Origin of the sequence: Acinetobacter sp. YH18001 (genome assembly GCF_013416975.1) — a bacterium.
In the GTDB taxonomy this organism is placed as follows: Bacteria; Pseudomonadota; Gammaproteobacteria; order Pseudomonadales; family Moraxellaceae; genus Acinetobacter; species Acinetobacter pseudolwoffii.
The window spans coordinates 1-21840 of the sequence record NZ_VPEU01000043.1; the positions used below are offsets into that span (position 1 = coordinate 1).

Annotated in this window: 25 protein-coding genes and 1 pseudogene; 13 read left to right on the forward strand and 13 right to left on the reverse strand. The window is 40.5% G+C overall.

The features are described 5' to 3' along the window. On the forward strand, positions 1–181 hold a 181-nt coding region (locus tag FTV48_RS11830; RefSeq protein ID WP_180000455.1), incomplete at its 5' end, for a hypothetical protein. A 393-nt stretch (positions 182–574) separates the two neighbouring features. Here the strand turns inward: FTV48_RS11830 and FTV48_RS11835 are convergent. The 3 genes from FTV48_RS11835 to FTV48_RS11845 form a co-directional block, all read right to left on the reverse strand. Further along, positions 575–1066, reverse strand: coding sequence for a hypothetical protein (locus FTV48_RS11835; RefSeq protein WP_100355114.1), 492 nt, complete (start codon positions 1064–1066; stop codon positions 575–577). A 126-nt stretch (positions 1067–1192) separates the two neighbouring features. Beyond that, positions 1193–2587 (reverse strand): class II fumarate hydratase, encoded by a 1395-nt coding sequence (gene fumC / locus FTV48_RS11840; protein ID WP_005171036.1) that lies wholly within the window; start codon positions 2585–2587, stop codon positions 1193–1195. A gap of 135 nt (positions 2588–2722) precedes the next feature. Then, the gene (locus FTV48_RS11845) at positions 2723–3733 is read right to left on the reverse strand and encodes an NAD-dependent epimerase/dehydratase family protein (RefSeq protein ID WP_005171037.1); all 1011 of its coding nucleotides are present in this window, start codon (positions 3731–3733) and stop codon (positions 2723–2725) included. Positions 3734–3804: 71 nt separating this feature from the next. On the opposite strand from FTV48_RS11845, the gene tusD reads away from it, so the two are divergent. Genes tusD through FTV48_RS11865 form a run of 4 tightly spaced genes read left to right on the forward strand, consistent with a single transcriptional unit; the run spans position 3805 to position 5198 of the window. Next, positions 3805–4173, forward strand: coding sequence for a sulfurtransferase complex subunit TusD (gene tusD, locus FTV48_RS11850; RefSeq protein ID WP_005096839.1), 369 nt, complete (start codon positions 3805–3807; stop codon positions 4171–4173). A 44-nt stretch (positions 4174–4217) separates the two neighbouring features. Next, the gene (locus FTV48_RS11855) at positions 4218–4568 is read left to right on the forward strand and encodes a hypothetical protein (RefSeq protein ID WP_005096837.1); all 351 of its coding nucleotides are present in this window, start codon (positions 4218–4220) and stop codon (positions 4566–4568) included. Positions 4569–4587: 19 nt separating this feature from the next. Further along, positions 4588–4872, forward strand: a complete 285-nt coding sequence (locus FTV48_RS11860) for a hypothetical protein (RefSeq protein WP_100328661.1) — start codon at positions 4588–4590, stop codon at positions 4870–4872. Positions 4873–4886: 14 nt separating this feature from the next. After that, entirely contained in the window at positions 4887–5198 is a 312-nt protein-coding gene (locus tag FTV48_RS11865; protein WP_074382817.1) for a TusE/DsrC/DsvC family sulfur relay protein, read from the forward strand. 112 nt (positions 5199–5310) lie between these two features. Here the strand turns inward: FTV48_RS11865 and FTV48_RS11870 are convergent, their stop codons facing one another. The 3 genes from FTV48_RS11870 to ybaK all read right to left on the reverse strand — a co-directional run bounded on the left by FTV48_RS11870 (position 5311) and on the right by ybaK (position 7755). Continuing rightward, a complete protein-coding gene (locus tag FTV48_RS11870; RefSeq protein ID WP_005171046.1) occupies positions 5311–5799 on the reverse strand; it encodes a hypothetical protein in 489 nt (162 codons plus the stop codon). Between the two features lie 62 nt (positions 5800–5861). Beyond that, positions 5862–7115 (reverse strand): YncE family protein, encoded by a 1254-nt coding sequence (locus FTV48_RS11875; protein ID WP_005171049.1) that lies wholly within the window; start codon positions 7113–7115, stop codon positions 5862–5864. Between the two features lie 172 nt (positions 7116–7287). Further along, positions 7288–7755: a Cys-tRNA(Pro) deacylase gene (gene ybaK, locus FTV48_RS11880; protein WP_074382819.1), complete on the reverse strand. Its 468-nt coding sequence runs from the start codon at positions 7753–7755 to the stop codon at positions 7288–7290. 914 nt (positions 7756–8669) lie between these two features. Between ybaK and aroQ the strand changes: the two genes are divergently transcribed. Genes aroQ through accC form a run of 3 tightly spaced genes read left to right on the forward strand, consistent with a single transcriptional unit; the run spans position 8670 to position 10944 of the window. Beyond that, positions 8670–9125, forward strand: coding sequence for a type II 3-dehydroquinate dehydratase (gene aroQ / locus FTV48_RS11885; protein ID WP_005096831.1), 456 nt, complete (start codon positions 8670–8672; stop codon positions 9123–9125). A 16-nt stretch (positions 9126–9141) separates the two neighbouring features. Then, a complete protein-coding gene (gene accB, locus FTV48_RS11890) occupies positions 9142–9558 on the forward strand; it encodes an acetyl-CoA carboxylase biotin carboxyl carrier protein (protein ID WP_005096830.1) in 417 nt (138 codons plus the stop codon). Between the two features lie 18 nt (positions 9559–9576). Beyond that, entirely contained in the window at positions 9577–10944 is a 1368-nt protein-coding gene (accC, locus tag FTV48_RS11895; RefSeq protein WP_005096829.1) for an acetyl-CoA carboxylase biotin carboxylase subunit, read from the forward strand. A 58-nt stretch (positions 10945–11002) separates the two neighbouring features. Here accC and FTV48_RS11900 read toward each other — a convergent pair whose 3' ends face one another. Continuing rightward, entirely contained in the window at positions 11003–11446 is a 444-nt protein-coding gene (locus FTV48_RS11900; RefSeq protein WP_180000456.1) for a hypothetical protein, read from the reverse strand. Between the two features lie 317 nt (positions 11447–11763). On the opposite strand from FTV48_RS11900, the pseudogene FTV48_RS11905 reads away from it, so the two are divergent. Both FTV48_RS11905 and FTV48_RS11910 read left to right on the forward strand, forming a co-directional pair. Next, positions 11764–13024, forward strand: a pseudogene (locus FTV48_RS11905) (GGDEF domain-containing protein). Positions 13025–13072: 48 nt separating this feature from the next. After that, on the forward strand, positions 13073–14563 hold the full coding sequence (locus FTV48_RS11910; RefSeq protein WP_159515793.1) for an amidase: 1491 nt from the start codon (positions 13073–13075) through the stop codon (positions 14561–14563). A gap of 19 nt (positions 14564–14582) precedes the next feature. Here the strand turns inward: FTV48_RS11910 and FTV48_RS11915 are convergent, their stop codons facing one another. Then, a complete protein-coding gene (locus FTV48_RS11915; RefSeq protein ID WP_180000457.1) occupies positions 14583–15752 on the reverse strand; it encodes an MFS transporter in 1170 nt (389 codons plus the stop codon). 681 nt (positions 15753–16433) lie between these two features. Between FTV48_RS11915 and FTV48_RS11920 the strand changes: the two genes are divergently transcribed. Next, positions 16434–16610: a hypothetical protein gene (locus FTV48_RS11920; RefSeq protein ID WP_005096822.1), complete on the forward strand. Its 177-nt coding sequence runs from the start codon at positions 16434–16436 to the stop codon at positions 16608–16610. A gap of 440 nt (positions 16611–17050) precedes the next feature. On the opposite strand, the gene FTV48_RS11925 is transcribed toward FTV48_RS11920, so the two are convergent. Next, positions 17051–17320 (reverse strand): hypothetical protein, encoded by a 270-nt coding sequence (locus FTV48_RS11925; RefSeq protein ID WP_100357158.1) that lies wholly within the window; start codon positions 17318–17320, stop codon positions 17051–17053. A 458-nt stretch (positions 17321–17778) separates the two neighbouring features. On the opposite strand from FTV48_RS11925, the gene FTV48_RS11930 reads away from it, so the two are divergent. Next, on the forward strand, positions 17779–18414 hold the full coding sequence (locus FTV48_RS11930) for an SOS response-associated peptidase (protein ID WP_180000458.1): 636 nt from the start codon (positions 17779–17781) through the stop codon (positions 18412–18414). A 40-nt stretch (positions 18415–18454) separates the two neighbouring features. Here the strand turns inward: FTV48_RS11930 and FTV48_RS11935 are convergent, their stop codons facing one another. The 3 genes from FTV48_RS11935 to FTV48_RS11945 form a co-directional block, all read right to left on the reverse strand. Next, a complete protein-coding gene (locus tag FTV48_RS11935) occupies positions 18455–18595 on the reverse strand; it encodes a hypothetical protein (protein WP_005096816.1) in 141 nt (46 codons plus the stop codon). Between the two features lie 211 nt (positions 18596–18806). Next, positions 18807–19208 (reverse strand): type II toxin-antitoxin system HigA family antitoxin, encoded by a 402-nt coding sequence (locus FTV48_RS11940; protein ID WP_005096813.1) that lies wholly within the window; start codon positions 19206–19208, stop codon positions 18807–18809. A gap of 1 nt (position 19209) precedes the next feature. Then, on the reverse strand, positions 19210–19500 hold the full coding sequence (locus FTV48_RS11945; RefSeq protein ID WP_005096812.1) for a type II toxin-antitoxin system HigB family toxin: 291 nt from the start codon (positions 19498–19500) through the stop codon (positions 19210–19212). Between the two features lie 1293 nt (positions 19501–20793). Between FTV48_RS11945 and FTV48_RS11950 the strand changes: the two genes are divergently transcribed. Next, entirely contained in the window at positions 20794–21135 is a 342-nt protein-coding gene (locus FTV48_RS11950; RefSeq protein ID WP_005096809.1) for a hypothetical protein, read from the forward strand. 172 nt (positions 21136–21307) lie between these two features. On the opposite strand, the gene FTV48_RS11955 is transcribed toward FTV48_RS11950, so the two are convergent. Continuing rightward, on the reverse strand, positions 21308–21544 hold the full coding sequence (locus FTV48_RS11955) for a hypothetical protein (RefSeq protein WP_005096808.1): 237 nt from the start codon (positions 21542–21544) through the stop codon (positions 21308–21310). Positions 21545–21840: the final 296 nt, after the last annotated feature.

The window sequence follows — 21840 nt, forward strand, 5'->3', positions numbered from 1 at the left end:
CGGCGTGAATACCGAATATGCGTCCAAAATGCCGCATGATTATGCCAATAGCCGCTTTAGTGATGATTACCAGATTTGGGGCATTGATCTCGGTTATGCACCAGAACACCAATCATGGAAAACCTGGGATATATCTTCGGGAAAATTGGAACCTTTAGCTATTTTTGTGAAGCATAGCTAATCAATTAAACTTTTAGCTTATCTAAAAATAAAGCTTATATACCTTAAAAAATAATAGACAGAATTACTAGGCTATTTGCTTGATATTTTTATATATTTTTTAGCTAAAACTGATTCTTTTCACCTATTTTTTAAACAAAGGTTAAAATTACTGCCCAATGAAAATACTTTAGGATAAATAGTGGGCTATCTTGCTCTGTTCTCGGGCGAAATTCTAGGAATCATTATTTTTATAAGGTTTATTTTTTGAAGATCCCTGTTAAAGAGAATCTAATAATATAGCTTAGGCTATTTCCAAGCATCTCCGATCATGAAGGAAAGCTTAGGCTACAGATAAAATTAATCCCCCAAGAATGGAGGACTAATTTTTAGCAATGAAAACTATAAACTTAAATTAAAATTTTGCATTCAAAACTTGAGCTGATACTTTACTTTTCCACAGCTCACGTAGTGTCGGTAAATAGAATTTCTCACCTAGTTCAACCAGTTCTGCATCGATCAGTGCATGCATTTCGTGCATAAACAGATAGTCCAGTTCAACTGTACTTAGTTTTGACTGCTGCTTTTGATAGTCCTTACGCTTTTGCTGGGCTTGTTTAACCAAACGATCCGCAAATGCTTTATCTTTAAACTGGCTAATCGCCTTTAAACGCAGTTCAATAATGCCCCAACCGGTTAACAACATTTGGAAAGTCTCAAAGTCACCGCTGGTCGACTCCCAAGACATTTCTTCCAGATTTTCATCATCTGGAAGCACCGGCAAAAGAAGTTCCATGACACTTGGAAAAATCTTTTTAAAATTCAGAATAAATTTAACAGGATGCTCACCTGGATAATCCTTGAATTGCACCTTTCTTTGAACATCTGTTAAATAAATATCAAGCATAAAACAATCATCAGTGGTTAATCTCATCGAGTTCTATTGTACGCAACTCTGCCTGAGATAAAAACCACTGCTGACGATTCCATGATAAAACAGGCTGAAAGATTGAAAATAAAAGCCTTAAACGCTTTATTTTACATTTGGTGAGACCATCTGTTCAGGACGTACCACCTCATCAAACTGTTCAGCCGTGACTAAACCAAGTTCAACAGCCACCTGCTTTAAGGTTTTAGCTTCTTTATAGGCAGTTTTGGCAACCTTGGCTGCATTCTCGTAACCAATCACCGGGTTTAATGCAGTGACCAGCATTAATGAGTCATGCAAGAAATGATCAATCTTGTCACGGTTCGGCTCAATACCTACGGCGCAGTGATCATTGAAACTATTACAGGCATCGCCCAAAAGCTGGATGGATTGCAGTAAGTTATAGGCAATCACAGGCATAAACACATTCAGCTCAAAGTTACCCGATGCACCTGCCACATTAATCGTGGTGTCATTTCCAAGCACTTGCGCCACCACCATGGTCATGGCTTCACTTTGCGTCGGATTGACCTTACCCGGCATAATGCTTGAACCTGGCTCATTTTCAGGAATACGCAGTTCACCAAATCCACAACGAGGCCCACTGGCTAACCAACGAATATCGTTGGCAATTTTATTTAGGCTGACTGCAAGGGTTTTTAATGCGCCTGAAGCAAATACCGCAGCATCACGGCCGGCCAAAGCTTCAAATTTATTCGGAGCAGTGACAAATGGTAGACCTGTCAGCTTCTCCAGTGTCTCTGCGGCCTGAACTGCATAATCAGGATGGGCATTTAGACCTGTACCAACAGCTGTTCCGCCCAATGGCAACTCATACAAACCCAGTAAAGCTTGCTGTAAGCGAATCAAGCCATGATCAAGTTGGGATACATAACCACTAAATTCCTGACCTAGGGTTAAAGGTGTCGCATCCTGTAAATGCGTCCGGCCAATTTTGACAATATCGGCAAAGGCTAAAGATTTTGCATGCAAGGTATCGCGTAGACGGGTAAGCGCTGGAATAAGAAGTTGATTAATCTGCAAACTCGCTGCGACATGAATCGCAGTCGGGAAAGAGTCATTGGTCGATTGGGCACGGTTGACATGATCATTTGGATGAACCGGTTTTTGCGCACCTAAATGATTGCCCAATTTTTGATTGGCAATATTGGCTATCACCTCATTACAGTTCATATTACTTTGCGTGCCTGAACCGGTTTGCCAGACCACCAGTGGAAACTGGCTATCCCACTGCCCGCTAATCACCTCATCTGCTGCATCCACAATATAGCCCGACAGCTCTTGAGGAATCTGATCCAGTTTAGCATTGGTCAAGGCTGCAGCTTTTTTTACCAGTCCCATTGCACCAATCATTGCCCGTGGCAAGCGTTCATTGCCGATCTTGAAGTTTTGCAAGCTACGCTGGGTCTGAGCGCCCCATAAAGCCTCACTCGGTACAGCCACTTCGCCCATGGTGTCATGTTCAATACGTGTTTGCATGTTCAACCTCAATTTTTTACATATCGCTGATTTTAAAAGCATCTATCACGATACTTTGCTAGATTGATTAAAAGTAATCGATTATATTAAATATGTAAATGATAATTATTATCAAATATTTTTTACTTATCTCATTTACTGTCCTCTCAGTATATTTTGATAAAATAGCCATTCATCCTCAAGCATCTTTTTCAGTGAACGTTGCGGTTGCCAATGCAAAATCTGCTGTGCCTTTTCAATATTCGCGCCTAGCTGGTCAAGCTCTGCATGAGGATAAGGCAAGGCATCGACTGTTCTAATTGCAGATTGGGTCACTTCTGCCAGTTGATCCAACAAATCCTGTATCGAAATGAGCGTTCCAGCAATATTGAAGGCTTCACATTTTAATTCCTGTTGTTGCCATAGCCACTGCAAGGATTTAATCACCGCATCACAACTGTCTGCCACATGCAGAAAACTCCGCTCTACTGTTCCATCCGCAGTATAAGCCTGACGGCGTAATTCCAGATATTCGCGCTGCTGCGCAGCGACCTGCATTGCCAAAGGCACAATATTTTTCGGTAAAGGTGGCACCGCCTCGCCTAGGACACCATGCTCGAAGGCGCCGCTAATATTAGATAGTCTTAAGATAGCAATGCGCCACTCGTTATCTGTTTTGACAGTATCCCGAATAATTTCCTCAACCATCTGTTGCGATTTAATATAGGGATTGGGATAAGTATAGTTAAAAGGTAGATCTTCATTGAGATCCGTACCGGATTGTCCATAGACTGCCAGACTGGATAAATGCACCAGATGCCGTACGCCGGTACGTTGCATGGCGCGCATTAAGCTCATAATACAGCTGACATTATCATTATAATATTCAAGGGGTTTTAATACTGATTCTTCTAGCGACTTAAAATTGGCAGCATGTACTACAGCCTGAATCGAATGCTGTTCAAATACTTTGTTTAATGCAGGCGTATTGCGAATATCAATTTTGATAAAAGGCACATACATCCCGGAAATATATTCAAGTCGCTCCAGCGTCTGCAAGTTGGCATTGGCCAAATTATCGACCACAATGACCTCTAATCCTTGTGCTAACAGACTTAAAGCAATATGTGAGCCTAAAAAGCCTAATCCACCCGTCACTAAAATCATTGTATACTACCTACTTTCTGATGAAGCCCAGATCAAGCTGTTGCTATTGATCAAGCCTGTAGTGAATTTCGATGAGCACCTTAATTCTTGTTACCTCCGCACCAACTTCTATTTATGCCTGGCATGCCCTTGGTTTGGCGCAGGCATTACACAACAAAAACCAAGAATTCCGCGTATTCTTTTATCAGGACGGCGTGTCGGTCGCAAATGCACTGCAATGGGTGCCCGACGATCAACGTCATCTTACACATGCCTGGCAAGCACTCAATATTCGCCTACCGGTCTGTGTAAGTGCAGCACTGGCGCGAGGGATTACAGATCAGGACAATGCTCAACGTCACAATATTCAGCAGCATAATCTGGCGGATGCCTTTGAATTGGTCGGTTTAGGTGAACTTGCCGATGCTGTTCAATCCTCACAACGTCTGATTCAATTCTAGATGTTCCATTTTTTAGAATGTGTTGCTTTTCCAAGGAATCTTGTGTGAAATCTGTACTTGTTATATTAACCCAAGCCAATCTGACCAGCCTGCAAGTGCATGAAAGCCTGTCTGCGACCATGGTTTTGGCGACATTTGGTGCGGAAGTGAAAGTTCTGCTACAAGGTGCAGGCCTTAGTCTTCTACGCTCAGAACTGCAATTTGATCAGTTACAACATGCCTTTAAACTGGCATCGAATATGGTCGACAGTTTTGAGTTTTATGACCTGACTCCAATTCTGATTGAACAGAAAAACCAGAACTCGCCCTTTGTGGCTCAGAGCGAACAAGAGATTGAATTTATTGAGCTAAGCCCAGCGTTTATTCAAGGCTTTGATCATGTGCTGTATTGGTAAGGAATAAAGGATATATAAAATGTCAAATCACACACTTTATCTGATCCAATCGAACTATGCGGCAACGGCGCAGACTCTGGAACAACTCGCTCAAATTTATACCCCAGTTGATCAGATCGTACTGATGGGTGAAGCCGTATTACAGCTGGAGCATTCATTTCTACAAAATTTGCCGCAAATTTACATGCTGGAAAATGATGCAGAGCTTTTGACACAGCCTTTGTCGGTTCAGGTCAAGCTTCTCGATTTTGCCGATTTTGCAGATCTTTGCCTCGGGTTTAATCGCTGTATTTCAATGAAATAATCAATGAGTTAAATATGAATTTAGAACTGGATCAAGATGGTCATCTGATCGATTACACCATTTGGAATGAAGACGTCGCGCAAGTCCTGGCCAATAACCTGGAACTAAACTTAACCCCGTGGCATTTTGAAATTCTGCAAGCAGTGCGTCAGTTCTATCAGCAGTTTGGCCATTCACCGGCCACACGTCCCTTAATTAAATTCCTAATGAAAACGGTTAGTGCTGACATTAACAATGCCATGCTTCAGGAAAAGTTTAATACGGGTCTGGTCGCGCGGCATTTAAGCCGTTTGGCCGGCGTACCTAAGCCTGCGAATTGTTTATAAAAGTACGCTGTCTTCACTACTTATATCTAAACGCCTGAATTCTCATTTGGGCTTTTTTATGAAAGCAATTTTCACATCTAAAATAATAAAAGATATTCGTGGCTTGAATTCCTCAACTTCGGATTTGTTCTAAGGTTCGCAAAGCCCGATGCAATTCATGATCCATTTCTGGCAGAACTTTCAGCAGAAACTCAATTTGTGCTTTCGCCTCGTCTCGAGTCACCAGTTTAGCTTCTACCAGCGTCTGCTGTAGACTAACCAGCAAACTGACCTGTCTAGGATCTGGTTGTTGCCCCTGACCTAAAGCACTGATGATTTGAGCAAAGTCTAGATATAACTGTTGTTGTTGCTTTAACAATAGGCTTTGCTTTGTAGCTACATTATTTGGTTCAGCCTGTGTATTTTGGCTATTGCTCTTAAAACTCAGAGACATATAGCTGGATGATTTTTCAAGTCGGGCAACCTGATCACGATGGGCTTGGACTTGATTGGCAAAATCAGTCCGATAGATGTCTTGTCGTATCTGGTAAGCAATAGCCACCAAAATGCCGAACAAGAGTAATCCGATGATGAGATATAAAAGAACGGTCTTATCTTTCATCTTGATCTCCTCAACCCAATAAAGACAGCTCTTATCAAAACGCTGCCTATATCGTTGCTCGACTACGGCGTTGACCAGTCTATTGGTGCATAGCCGATCCGGACACGTTGTGGATGATTCCCAACTGGTACACTGAGCACTTTATCCCCTGTGGCAAAATCAATCACGGTCACCACATCGGTTTCACTTTCGGAAATCACACAGCTTTTACCATCTGGACTACGCGTTGCCCAATAGGGTTTGCCGGCAGGAATCAGTTTGCCGGCAGTCAGCGTCTTACGATTTACAATCGTGGCATAATCATCCATGGTTCCTGCAACACAGAGCTTTTCACCATCAGCACTGATTGACAAACCATGATGACGCGAATCATTGACCCATTTTGTCCGGTCTTTCGGGATACTATCACTGCCAGGGAACTGTCCGATCCGGCTAATCTTGTTCTGATTCAGATCGTACTCAATCAGACCATTAAAAAATGAAACCTGGGCATAAAGTTTCGTTTCATCCTTGCTAAATACCATTGGGCGAACTGAATTGGATAAATCCTTGCGACCAAATGCATCGAGTGCAGGTCTGAAATCAATTTTTCTCAGCACTTGATGGGTATTGGCATCCGCGATGCTAATGTAGCGTTTTCCTTTGGTGAAATCCTGCCACTGTGCATCCATTGACGTTTCAACATTGCCAATCGCGGAGTTCAGGATCTTGTTACCATCATCGAAGTAGATATTTTCATGTGGTTTATCACCCGTAGCAAAACGCCCTAACTCTTTGCCAGTGTGAATATCCAGGACATGTACCACATTGCCTGAAGATGCTGACACCGCCACGCGTTGACCATCTGGCGAAACCGCCATGTGATCGGCACGAAAACCTTCAACCGGTGTACGCCAGTTCATCTTGCCTGTTTTGATATTAATAGAGACCACATCGGCGAAACTTGGACGCGATGCCACGATGGACTGACCATCTGGCGTCGAGTACATATCATCTACCAACTGATCATTACCTTCACCCGCTGTGGCCTGAATATAGGTATAGGCAATCAGCTTGATTGGATTGAGATGAATTTCTTTGAGACGCTCTTTACGGTCAGGAATCATGTTAATGACGCCAATTTTGCCAAAATCACCCGATGGACGAATCACAGTCACTGTGCCATCCCAGTTGTTTCCGACAAAGAAAACCTGCTGTGAATTGGCAGGTGCAGCTGAAGGCGCAGAAGCGGCCTGTACACTCGGAAACGCAGACAGCATCGCCATTGCAGATAAGGTCAGACAGAATCGTGGCCATTTTTTATTTTGAACTTTCATCCTTTATGCTCCGCATAATCATTTTTATTATTTTTAATTCTTTATTGCGCACATTTCCGCTGTGCTTATTCGTGACCTAATATACAAAGGTATAAAATGATTTGCTGATTTTTCCGACCAAAAAAAGATCACTTCAAACGCTATTCATATAAATCTTCAGGGGAATTTGACCTTATACATCCAGCACATCGACAAACTGTGCATTCAGCACTTTGGCAAGATCAGCCGGTTTCAGTCCGATATCCAAGCCTCTTTTACCGCCACTCACATATATTTTATTGAGCTTTTCTGCCGATACATCAATGACTGTTTTTAAACGCTTCTTTTGTCCGATTGGACTGATTCCACCGACCAGATAACCGGTTAAACGTTCGGCATGTTTCGGATCTGCCATTTGCAGTTTCTTGCAACCACAAGCTGCCGCTACTTTTTTTAGATTAAGCTGATGATTGACTGGTAACACGGCAACGAAATACTGTTTTTCATCCGTTACCAATAGCGTTTTAAAGACTTCTTCGACTTGTAATCCTAATTTTTCTGCAGCCTCTAAACCAAAGCTTTTCGCATTGGCATCATGTTCATATTCATGAATACTATATTCAATTTTTTGAGTTTTTAAGAGTTTACATGCAGGTGTCATAATACTTCTGGCTCAAGTCTGATCGCCTTAGTATATAAATATTCGCTCAAGAAGTTAATGTTTTTGCCCCATACCTCTGCTCCATATGCATGACTACAAGCTGTTTCTGAGATTTTTTACAAAGAGAGTGGCGTGCAAAATACCAACAAAGATATGTGTTTTTGCCACTATCTAGATATCAGATGCCCCTGTGCCTAGCGATTTAGAATGCTTTGAAATGAACATATTCGTCATTTCATCAAGATAGCGACAATCTAAATTTTTCCAAACCCTTCGCTATAAATCTCTTTAAATTCGATGTCTGTTTCTTAGTCAGCTTTATAAATTTAGAAACAGAACATAAAACTGATCTCTAAATTGAAGTAACTCATTTTTATCTGGTATTTTGTAATAAAATGCATATAAAAACACAGACTAAAATATTAAAATAAGCTTATTAACATATTGTCTTATCTTGCCTTTTTAAGTATTTCTCCATCTTTTCAAGATGAGATTTTGACATTAAGGGAAGCACGGTTAAAGGCAAAGTTAGGCTAGTCATCCTCTCACGCAAGTCAAGGATCTCTCGATTGAATGTCCTAATCGTTTTGGCCAGACATGAATTTTTGCAAGATTAAAATATGATCAAACAGCAGAGCTGATCCTTAACATGAAGATACAGTTACATAAAGGATATTAACTGTTTTTGCCAATTGGGTTTACAATGAAAACAATCTGAATACCCTGCGAATTGTAATTTTTTAACATTGCCAAATCTCTGCAAAGTTTTCATTATAGCGCCACTGTTTAGGATATGCTTTCTACGTCAATTCAAAGAAATTATAAATAGTCATGTAGAAAATCATGCAATAATAAGCAGAGTTTGCAGCTATCTTGCAAACAAACCTCGATACTTTTTAATTGGAGCATGCTGGATGAGTTCGACCATTTTGGTTATTCATGGACCGAATTTAAATTTGCTTGGAAAGCGCGAACCAGAAGTTTATGGTCATCTTACGCTTGGCGATATTAATCAGCAACTGACTGCTCAGGCTCAACAGGCCACATTACAACTCGATACCTTCCAAAGCAACTGGGAAGGCGCAATCGTTGACCGAATTCATCAAGCCCAACTCGACGGCGTACAATATATCATTATCAATCCGGCAGCATTGACACATAGTTCTGTTGCGGTTCGCGATGCCCTGCTTGGTGTCGCCATTCCTTTTATTGAAGTCCATTTGTCAAACGTCCATGCACGCGAGGCATTTCGACATCATTCGTACTTGTCCGATAAAGCCATCGGCGTGATCTGTGGTCTGGGTGCAAAAGGCTATGCTGCTGCGCTCGACTATGTCATTGAAAAAATACAATCTTCTACAAAATCTTAATTAGGAATACTGTCTCATGGATATCCGTAAAATCAAGAAACTCATCGACTTGATGATTGAATCTGACTTACAGGCGATCGAAGTTAAAGAAGGCGATCAATCGATTGCATTAACTCGTCGTAATCCAGTGGTTGCAGCGGCTGTTCCTGCAATGCCTGCACCTGCAGCTGAAGTACCTGCGGCGAAGTCTCCGCGCGGTGCTGTTGAAACCTCTCCAATGGTTGGGGTGTTTTACTCTGCACCAAGCCCAGGCGAAGCGACATTTGTCAAAGTGGGTCAAACCGTTTCTGCTGGTGATACCTTAGGTATTATCGAAGCCATGAAAATCATGAACCCGATTGAAGCAACTCAAAGTGGTGTGATCGAAGAAATTCTAGTGAAAAATGGTGAAGTGATTCAATTCGGCCAACCACTTTTCCGCTACCGCGCTTAATCACCCCGGGGATTTATAATGTTGCAAAAAGTTTTAATTGCAAACCGTGGTGAAATTGCTTTACGCATCACCCGGGCTTGCAGAACTTTAGGGATCAAAACCGTAGGTGTCTATTCTGACGCAGACAAAGACCTGATGCATTTGCGTTTCTGTGATGAAGCGGTTTGTATCGGTCCGGGTGCGAGCAGTGACAGCTACCTGAATATTCCTGCGATTATTACAGCTGCTGAAATTACTGGCGCAGATGCCATCCATCCTGGTTATGGTTTTCTCGCTGAAAATGCTGAATTTGCTGAAATCGTAGAAAATTCTGGTTTTATCTTTATCGGTCCACGTCCAGAACATATTCGTTTAATGGGGAACAAGGTTTCTGCCATTATTGCCATGAAAAAAGCGGGTGTACCAACTGTACCGGGCTGCGACCATGCCGTAACCATTCACAATGCACTCGCTGAAGCGAAAGAGATCGGTTTCCCGCTGATTGTCAAAGCTGCTTCTGGTGGTGGTGGTCGTGGTATGCGTATCGTCGAAAATGTCGACACCCTGCTGGAATCTGTTCAGGCTGCACAGCGTGATGCAGAAATGTGGTTTGGTGATGATACGGTCTATATGGAACGTTTCCTGCAAAAGCCACGTCATGTTGAAGTACAGGTACTGGCTGATGGTAATGGCCATGCGATTCATCTCTATGATCGTGACTGCTCGCTACAGCGTCGCCATCAAAAAGTACTGGAAGAAGCGCCAGCACCGAACTTACCAGAGCAAGCACGTGCCGATATTCTAGAAGCCTGTGTCAATGCCTGTAAACTGATGCAATATCGTGGTGCAGGTACATTCGAATTCCTGTTTGAAGATGATGGATTCTTCTTCATTGAAATGAATACGCGTGTTCAGGTTGAACATCCAGTAACTGAAATGGTAACCGGTATTGATATTATCGAACAGCAATTGCGTATTGCTGGTGGCTTAGGTCTCGATATTCAGCAAGAAGATGTCAAGGTTTTAGGACATGCAATTGAATGCCGTATTAACGCAGAAGATCCATCAACCTTCTTGCCTTCACCCGGCAAGATTGAGAGCTTCTATGCACCAGGCGGCGCAGGTATCCGCTTAGACTCGCACATCTATCCAGGCTATAGCATTCCGCCGTATTATGATTCGATGATCGCCAAACTGATTTCGCATGGCAAGGACCGTGAGACGTCTATTTCTCGCATGAGAAATGCCTTGGAAGAAATGATTTTGACTGGTGTTAAAACCAACATTCCTTTGCACAAAGATTTAATCCTTCAGGATAAAAACTTCTGCAAACAGGCGATGGACATTCATTATCTGGAAAAACATTTGTTGAAACAGCTAGAAGGTGCTGAAGACAAAACTCAATAAGCTTAAAGCTTATAAAAAACCGCTGAAATTCAGCGGTTTTTTTATGTTGATGATTCATTTATGGTAATACACGTCTGAGCACGGCAAAGCATTGCTCGGCCTTGTCATTGGCACAGAAATTAATCGTGTACGGATTTTGCCATTTCACAAAATACTGGGAAATTTCACCGGATTGATCAACCTGATTGCCTGAGCAGTCTTTTTCATTATTATCATATTTAACCTGAAGAATCAGTGCGGGAATCTGAACGGTCGGATCCTGTGCAGGCTGATAATCATATAATCCTGAAGTCCACTCTTCACCACTTTTAATTACGACATTATTATTGCTTTTAAAATTATAATATTCGATACATTTTTTATTATTCGGAATTTCCATCCCCCACAACCCCACAATTTCAGGCCGGGTTTTCACAGTAAATGTATTTGGGATTTCAGCAGCTTTAGCAGAAACTTCCGCTGGTTTTTTATTTTCTGTCGCCATTAGCCAAGGTGAGCTCATGAGTAAGATAAGGCTAAGACATATTTTTTTCATATTTACCGGCATCGTTTTAACAATTGATTCTAAGTTAGCATATTTTTTCAGAATCGTATCCCACTCTGGAGCAGTTTAAATCTGAGTCCATAAAGTTTTTATCATATTGTTTAAAAACATGGATTTCTTTTCCAGTTTATTTTGTATATATTTCGTATATAACAATCTTAACATCATGTATTAATAACAGATTAATCAAAAAATAACTGTATATATAAAATCAGACTTACTTGCTAAACAAAGTGATCATTCACACTTAAAAATTTAAATATAGGATTTTAAATTTGCAATTGGCTCGAATAACAGAACAACAATTAAATCATGAAACCTATGCTTATTTTGTCATTGTGTTCGCTGTTTTAGTATGTTGTTTTATTGGGATCGCAACCAGGCCACTCGGCTATCTCGCCCTGATCTGGCCAGCCAATGCTGCCTTACTGGCCATATTCCTGCGTTTTCCACATTTAAATCATCTGGGCGGCTGGCTGGGTGCATTCAGTGCTTTTATGTTTGCAGATCTGGTCACAGGCAACAGTCTGCTGCAAAGCCTGTTTCTTACACTTTCCAATCTGATTAGTACCATTGTCTCGATATTTTTTATTCGTTATTTCAATATTAATTATAAATACTACAATACCGGTTATACCTTTGGTTCTGGCCTTTCCCAGAATCAAGGATATGCAGTATCTGTTTAAAAACCGCCGTCAAAAGCGTCATCATTTCAGTTATTTTCTGCCCGCAGCTACAGTCGTACTCTGTGTCATCATCACCAATATTTTTTCAGGTCCGGGCGCCCTGCTCTATCCTTTGGCTGCGCTGATCTGGGCCGCATTAACCTATCGCCTGTTTAGCATGACACTGATTAATGCGTTTGTGACTATTTTAACCTATTACAGCCTGACGCAGTTTTATGCCACAACGCATGACACCTTGGCAGATTCTACGATTTATATTTCGCTCCGGATCGGGCTGTTTATGCTGGCCTTATCGCCGCTTATTCTTTGTATTATTAGTCAAAACCGCAATGAGCTGTTTAAACGGGTTCTCTATCTGGCCAATCATGACAGTCTGACCCACACCATGAACCGTCATTTTTTCTTTCAGAAAGGTGAATATTTACTGCAATATGCCAACAGAATGGAGTTTTCGGTCATCATGCTGGATATTGATCATTTCAAACGTCTGAACGATGATTTTGGCCATCATGTCGGTGACAAGGTGCTGCAACATTTTGCGGAAATCATTCGCTGCAATTTACGTGCTGAAGATCTGTTTGCACGAATTGGTGGGGAAGAATTTGTGCTGTTACTCTGGAACACCGAGCCTTTTGAAGCTCAGGATATTGCAGAACGCATACGTAAACGTGTAGAAAAAACCCCGATGCATCAATCAGATGGTTCAGACCTCTACATTACCGTGAGTGTAGGGATTACCCATCAAAATGAACCACAATCACAAGACCTGCAACACCTGATCAATATTGCAGATCAGGCCTTATATCAGGCCAAACATCGTGGACGTAATCAGGTGGTGCTTGCATCTTAAACTAAAATCATCTACAACCTTGAACAGCATTAACGCTAGGGAATGGCAATGAAATTAGAAGAATATCTACAATATGACGGTTTAGGATTGGCTGAACTGGTCGCCAATAAACAGGTACATTCCAGTGAACTTTTATCCGCTGCCTTAGAGCGTAGCTCAATTGCCAATCCCGAACTGAATGCTATTATTATTCCCATGCATGAGCATGCATTAAAACGGACCCAGCAGAATTTATCCGGACCTTTTGCCGGTGTGCCTTTTCTGGTCAAAGACCTGTTTCAGGAATATGCAGGTTATCCAACCTCTTATGGCTGTCAGGGCTTAAAACGGATCGGTTATATTGCCGAAACCAATGCCGAGATTGTCAATCGTTGGGAAAAAGCTGGAATTGTCACTTTTGGCCGTACCAATACGCCTGAATTTGGCATTAAAGGGATTACCGAACCAGATGCCTGGGGTAGCTGTAAAAATCCATGGAATTTACAACATAATAGCGGCGGCTCATCGGGTGGCTCAGCTTCTGCTGTGGCTGCCGGCATTGTACCAATTGCGGGTGCAGGCGATGGCGGCGGTTCGATACGTATCCCCGCTTCATATTGCGGGCTGTTTGGTCTAAAACCAAGTCGTGGCCGTACCCCCTGGGGGCCGCAAATGAGTGAGGCCATGCATGGTGCAGCGATTCAGCATGTCCTGACTAAAACAGTGCGGGACAGTGCTGCAATGCTGGATGCCACGCATGGTGAAGATCACAGCTCGCTATTTAAGATTCAGCGTCCACAGCATCATTATCTGGATGTGATTCAGCAACCACCGAAAAAACTGAAAATTGCCTTTAATCCCCATTCTACCATTGGCACGCCTGTCTCTCCGGATGCTGTGAAAGCCATCGAACAGACGGCCAAACTGCTGGAATCTTTGGGACATGAGGTGGTTGAAGACCGTCCGGCCATCGATGGCATGCAACTGGCCAAGGATTTTATTACCACCTGGTTTAGCCAGTTTTCATTTATGCTGGATGAAATCCAGAAAGGCTACCCGTCTAAAGCGAAGGATTTTGAACTGGACTCTTTAGCACTGGCGGCTTTTGGAGCTAAAACCAGCGCACTTGATTATATCCAGAACCTGAATAACTGGGGCCAGTACGTGACCCAGATGAATCATTTCTTTGATGATTATGATCTGTATCTGACGCCTGCAACCGCAACCGTCGCACCGAAAAATGGCGAAGTCAAAACACCTGCATGGCAGAAGCCAATTTTAAAGGCTTTATTGGGTGTAGGTAAGGCCCATCTGCTGGCACAAGGTAAACTGGTCGATCAGATTGTCAAAGAAAACCTGAAATGGGTACCTTTTACTCAACTTGCCAATATTACCGGGCTTCCAGCCATGTCAGTGCCGTTGTACTGGAATGAACAAAACCTGCCGCTCGGTTCGCAGTTTATTGCACCCTTTGCCCGTGAAGACCTGCTATTGCAATTAGCTGCTCAACTGGAACAGGCACAGCCTTGGGTTCATCAGTACGCCAAAATTCGGATCTAAATTTTAAGCATCAGAGGCATCATGAAGATATCTTTGATTGCTCAACTTTATTGGGCAACCCAAAAATCAATAACAAACCAAACAAAGTCGATGCGGCGGCAAACATAAAGATGGTTTCTCCGCCAATTTTATCCCAATAATAGCCCGCCAGAATGCTGCCACTTGCTACGCCTAAGCCCCACATGGTGCTATATAAAGCCTGTCCACGGCCTTGCTGTGCAGCAGAGAAATTCTGGAAAATAACCCGCATGGCGATCATGTGAAATAAACCAAAACTCAAGGCATGAATCGTTTGGGCAAAAAATTGTGCCACAAATGCAGATGGAAATACGCCTACAATCAGCCATCTTAAGCCAGTCATCAACAGGCAAAGTATCACCAAATGACGCCATGACCAGCGTGTCAGAAAGAAGGTGGCATAAGCAAACATAATAATTTCGGCAATAACCCCAATGGACCAAAGCAATCCGATCTGACTGCTACTAAATCCCGCCTGACTAAGGTAATTACTATAAAAACTATAAAACGGCGCATGTGAAAACAGCATGATCAGTTCAATCAGAAAAAAACTGTATACAACCGGGCGCTTGAAAATCGGCCAGAGGGCTTCCAGCTTTTTCTGTGCAGTAGGCGCCGCCGTAGGTTCTTTAATGCTAAAAGACCAGAGAAAAGCCAGAAATGAAATACACAGCAATAAAACTGGAAGCATGCTAATGCTGATAATTTCAAAGATGGCGCCCAAGCCGAATACACCGATAATAAATCCAACCGAACCCCATTTCCGGACTTTGCCATAAAGTTCTGCTCTTTTTTCCCCGAGCCAGAATAGAGTCACGCCTTCAAATTGTGCCAAAATCGCATTTTGAAAAAAGCTGAAAATCAGCATCAGTAAAGCCACTGACTGAAAGCTGTTAGGAATGATAAACATCATCAACCAGATACAGGCTTCCATCCAGGTGGCAATCCGTACCAGCAACATGCGCTTACCAGATTTATCTGCAATCCAGCCCCAAATAAAAGGCGCAAAAAACCGAGTGAGAATCGCAATAGAAGATAAAATACCGATTTCCTGATAGTTAAAGCCTTGATCTTCCAGATACAGACTCCAGAACGGCATGAATGCGCCCACAATCGCATAGTAGAAAAAATAGAATCCTCCCAGTCTGGTACTGATTGCAAGTGCTTGCATTAGATTGTATTCCCTTGCATCTTCAATGGCTTATAAATACTAATAGTTGCGTCATATTGCATTGAATTGCCCTTACTTGCTGTTCAAAGGTCTACAAATCCACAGAAAATATATTTTAAAAAAATTTGTAGAGTGCACCCTAAGGCACGAAATTTTCGTAAGTTTATGGCTAAATGTGGCTAAAGTAAAAAATCAATATTGAAAGGCATTTACAATACGTAAAAACATGAATCTATTTTTATAAAGCAACCTCGGATAAAAAATGGGAATATTTTTAAGAAGGAGTTATTTCAATTCACCTTTGATACTTAATAAAGCAAAGTTACGGGAATATTGAATACTTTTGAAATAAAAACACGCTTTAAATCTTCTCTCCAAATAGCTAAGCCACTCATTTAAAATCTTCAATCCTCTATTTAAGAGGCCTATTTTTAGAACTAAAATACTCATTGTGGAGTTTAGGTATCGAAGCAATATCCGATAATTCCACTGACTTCGCACTTTAGTAGACAAATCATCTACCTGCACCATAATTCAAAAATATGGTGAAATATGAATAAGATATAAATCTCGAAATCCTACATATCGCTACACTCGCATCTCTAAATCATCTCATTGTAAGTGCTTTTAATATGCCATTCTAGGCAGGTCGAATCTTCGACAATTAAAATTGAGAAACTTATGTTAGTTAATACAAATACTGCTCAAAAAGCGTCTTTCAATCAATTTTCTAATAATGCGACTGAGAACAAACCTAAGCCAAATGAGCAAGAGCAAAAACCGAATCAAGGAGAGCCAGCTCCTATAACCAAAGAGCAAAATGATCAAAAAAATCAGGCGGATAAGAAAAACTCATAATATTATGTTGAATTAATAAAAGAAGCCTATCTCCCTGATAGGCTTTTTGCATTCAAAAGATAAACATTTTCCATAAAAGCCTGAGAAATAAAAAAGCCCATCCTATGATGAGCTCTTTAATCCAATAGATCTAATTCTTACGAAGCTGCGAATTCTTGCAGTACAAATTGTTTTACACTTTCATCAAAATTTGGTCTGGAAAGAGCGAGCTTGCCATTTTTCATAGATTTATAACAATAGCTTGCGGCTACGCCTACACCAAACAAAGTCAACAACTTCATTGCTCACCTCATTAACTGTCAGATTTGAATACAAAAATTAGCATTCAAATGTGTAGCTTTCCAACTTAATTTAGAGTGTTTTTTGTACTCCATGTTAATTAATGTATGGGTAGAAAATAACAAAGCTGACCATTAGATAAGCTGTGCTAACGTCAAAGCCTAATTGTTGATGTGCATATCAACCCAATTAAGGAAGCTGTTTCTATCCGTAAATTTAGGTGCAGAAGTTATGCTCAGTATTTCTTTATTTCCAAATTTACCACTAATGTTATGGAATGCTTGGACTCTAAATTCCTGAGGCTCTCCTTCGTGCAGCGTTCTAAAATACTCTACTGACTTATCAAACTCACTTTTCTCTTTAAAGCCAGGACGTTCTTTTAAAAACTCATAAACTTGTTCTAGAGCGGGTAAATAATTATTTCTAGGCATTCTATATTCTCTAAAATTATGAGTTTTATTGTGAATGCCTATTCTGAATTAATAGTGATAAGAATGTTTAAGCTTTTCTTACCGTTTATGTAACCCTTTCCTCTTTCAAGCAGTCACGACATACTTTCGCTTCTTTACCATCCGCTTGGCATTCGATTTCCGTGACACCATGAAGACCGAATAAACAAAAGATAAAATGCAGCATGACCTTTCTCCGCAAAAGATAGCTCCTTCAGGCAAAGGAGGCAAAACTGGAAATAAAACTATAGCAATGGAATCTGGGCGCTCATTTTATCGAAGATTATTTTTCATCCATTGGCGAAAAATTACATTCATATTCACCATAAAAATTCCGTTTCCAGACCCAACTACATTTACGATTTCGAATTGTTTTGAGGTCATCATTCTTATAGTTTAATTGTTATCGCAGATCAGAATGCTAAGCAAAGAGGTCGGTCATGTGTTCAAACTATGAATTCCCCTCAAAAAGTCAGCTCTCTTTATTAGATCTTCATGCAGAACAACTTGAATTGAACATGAAATCACATGTTTACCCCTTAGCACCTGCTCCTATCATGATGCGAGGTGCTGAGAGGTTTGAGTTAGATATTGCACGTTTCGGACTGATTCCCTTTTGGGCGAAAGAATTAAAATATGGTCGACATACTTACAATGCCCGAACTGAAACAATAGCGTCCAAGCCAAGTTTTCGACATGCCTGGAAAAATAACCAGTTTGCTTTAGTGCCCGTGGATACTTTCTATGAACCTAAATATATCGATGGAAAACCGCACTGGTTTGGTATTTCACGTGAAGATGGCAACCCTTTTACCGTTGCAGCCATTTATGATGATGTGCTCATTGAGGGTGAAAAAATCAGATCATTTTCGATGCTGACTATAAATTCCGATCAACACCTATTGATGAAACAGTTCCACCATCCAGATGACGAGAAGCGCTCGATTATTGTGATTCCTGAAGAATCACGCCATGATTGGTTATGCTGCGATCATGAACAAGCTCATGAGTTTTTCTTTGAAATGAGAGATGAGTTTAGAGCGACACCCAGAGATCACCGGTTGTCGAAAAACTAAAAGCCCTAAAGCAAGTTAGGGCTTTTAAAATGTGAAAGAGCTATTTTTGTTCTCTCAATGGATTTTCCGGTTCTGCATTGGGTTTTTTCTCTGGCTTCACGCCCTTATACGAATCCTGATTGCCTTTATCATCATTAGATTCTTTTTGCGGATTTGATTCTTGCTCTGATTTATTGGTCATGTGTATCTCCTTTATCGATCCATTAAGAAATAAATATGACATCTGATCCTAAACATCAATATTATTTATGTTTCACATTCACTTTTTAGAAAAGCAAACTTTTCTGGAGGCGCTCTCACCTTTCACGACACTTGAAATTTAAATAATCAAATGAGCAGCGCTACCTGATTAGACAGCACAGCATGGAAATATCAGCTTAGGCGGGCATCGATTAAAAGAAAGTATCTGCCGATACATCAAAGCGCTCAGACAAGGCCTTGATATGACGGATATTCAGCTGACGTTTGCCATTCAATATTTCTGAAATTACTGATTGTGTCGCGACATCAGACAAGTCTGCTTGACTAAGCCCGTGTTGCTCCATCAACAAGGCCAAGGCCGTTCGTCCATCACCTTCTGGCATGGGTAGATGTTCATGCTCATACGCCGAAACCAGATCACCCAGTTGATGAATAAGCCCCATTAAAGGATGTGATTCATCATCACCGACAATGTCCAAAAGCTCATCTAGGGCTTCAGTTAGTGTATGAAAGTCATCCTCATTTTCCGGCTTGCTGAGCAATGGTGCAACATAACGCCAGTGATCAACGGCCTGTTTAATCATTGCATTCATTCTAACCTTCCTTCCAATGACCTTTATCATATTCATGGTGAGACAAGACATGGCGAATATAAACGCGTTTTGCCTGATACATCACCACAGCAATCAGCCGAATCTTGTTTCCACCGATATCGAATACATGAAACTTTCCAACCTTATCTACTGCTGGAAAGAGTCTCTTCATTTCAGCAAAATCCTTAGGATGATTGGCCTTCATCAGTCGATACCAACCATCTAATGCCGTTCCAGCCTGTGGCCACTTTTGCGTTGCTTCAAGAATTCGAGCGTGGGTGATCACATGCATATATTTTATCGCATTTTGCTATATTTCTAGTATATATAAATTATCGCATTTTGCAATATATTCTTATCCGACTATTTTAGTTCTCAATTTTAATCATTTATCGTCATGTAATCCTATTTAAATCATAATCTTATAAAGTATAGATTGTGACCCGTATCATTTAAATCCAGTTGAGTTCAATCGTTATCTTGGATTTTTATTATAAAAATTTCACCCACAAACAAAACCCCCGCCAAGTGATGATTGAACGGGGATTGAGCTTCATTAATACATCCGGTGAATTGGAACATTATTCAATATCTTTCAAGCAATCACGACACTCTTTCACCTCTTCATGATCACAGGTGTAATTGATTTCAGTCGCACCATGAAGGCCAAATAAACAAAATATAAACTGGATCATGCTTTTCTCCTGAATGTAACAAGCTTAATCAGTGATTAAGCTTGTATTGATTTTAAGACTCAATAACTCGATACGGAATAATCGGATCACGACCTGAGTAATAACTTAACCGCCTGAATACATTTCACAATTCAAGCAAAGTTAAGTTTTTGGCATTTAAGTTCGTGCAGGCTCTTCACTTTTAGTCTTTTGATCCTTCTTACAATGATCATTGCCCATCATATGACACATTTTTTCTTTGCAAGATTTAAAACAACAACCTACCATCACGCCCATGCCAAATGCACATATACATCTCATCATAGCTTTGCCCTGTCTTTTTATAAAAAGAGATATATAAATACCATCTATTCATGTTTCACTCTTGAGAGAATTTTCAGGCTTTATGTTGTATATGAAAACTTATGTGAAAGAGAATAATTAAAGTAAAAAGCTCTCATTGAGCAATCCGTGTTTATAAACAAGAAAAAGCCTGCTTAACTCTCCTAAATTAAGCAGGCTTTATAATGTGCTGATTTTCTAATTATTTTCATTAAGTTCTTGGAATGAAGCCAAGATATCACTGGCCCAGCAGTCAATCTGTGTGTGATATATAGAGGCTATGTTTCTAAATGTGCAATAAGCGTTACTTTTCTTAATTGAATGGCTTTAATTTAGGCAAAATATATTTTATTCGTTAAATTTTATGCTTAAGAGAAAACAGATGGACACTTTAGATCAATATGCATAACAATAAATTTGTTCATTTTTTAGGATAAAATTCCCTGTTGCTGTACTGTATGTGAATATCAGGAATTTTTGACTTCTTCTAAAGTTGGTAGATGACTGCTTTCTTTTTGGCTATTTCTCTCTATAATTTTTGATATGACAAATAACAAGATTTTGACATCATGATAAATCGTATACTGATTACTTTATTGATAAGTCTGACAATAAGTGGCTGCCAAAAGCAGCAAGCCGACAGTTCAGCGGAACCTGATCAAGCCCTCAAAGCCCAATTTGAACAATCAGATAATCAACTCAGTGCTTATCTGGACAAACTAGATTCTTCCAGTATTAGTCCAGAAGAAAGAACACGCATACTCTGTGAACAATATCCTAAAGAATATAAAACTCGTTATATGCCGGCTTTATTAAAACTTATGCCTCAGGAATATACAGAAAAAGGACTGCTTACAGATTTAGACAATGCGTTAAGCTTTTATAAGCAGAAAGCCAATATCCAGTGTTAATTCATACTGATTAACGTCTATAACCAAATTTTTACCCTAAAAAAACCGCCTGATTCAGGCGGTTTTTTTATGAACGTACAGCTTAAACAGAATTAACGCTACAGTTTTGGCAGATCTTATGAATCATACCCACGCTGCTGGTTAATTCTATTATGGCTGCTAGTTCTGTTGATTATTCCAGATCTTGTTGAGATTGCTGGTTTTTTTGCTGATTACGCTGTGGCTGCTGTTGTTGCTGCTGATCGCGCTGTTGTTGGTTATTTTGTCCCTGCGGCTGTTGTTGCTGCTGGTTATTTTGTTGCTGGTTTGGGTTTTGCTGGTTGTTTTGCTGACGCTGTTGATCTTGCGTGCCTTGTTGGTTTTGCTGTTGTTGCTGTTTCTGTTGGTCTTGCTGTTGATTATTAGCCATGGTGTAACTCCTTACTATTTGCTTTAAATTAATTAAAAGCCGATAGAGTTTCGACTTAATATCTACTCTACGCATTTTTCAGAATTCTCCAACCTATAACCTGTTACGGATTAATTCAATGTAAAAAATGGTAAGCCAAGTAGTTGAAATCAAGATTAATAAGCAACATAAATTACTTTATCCAATAAAATAGACACATGATGAAAGATAATATGTTTCGAAATTTTTATTATTCAATAAAAGGAATAACTTAACCTGAGTAAAATATATAAAAAAGACCTTTAAAATATTTTAAA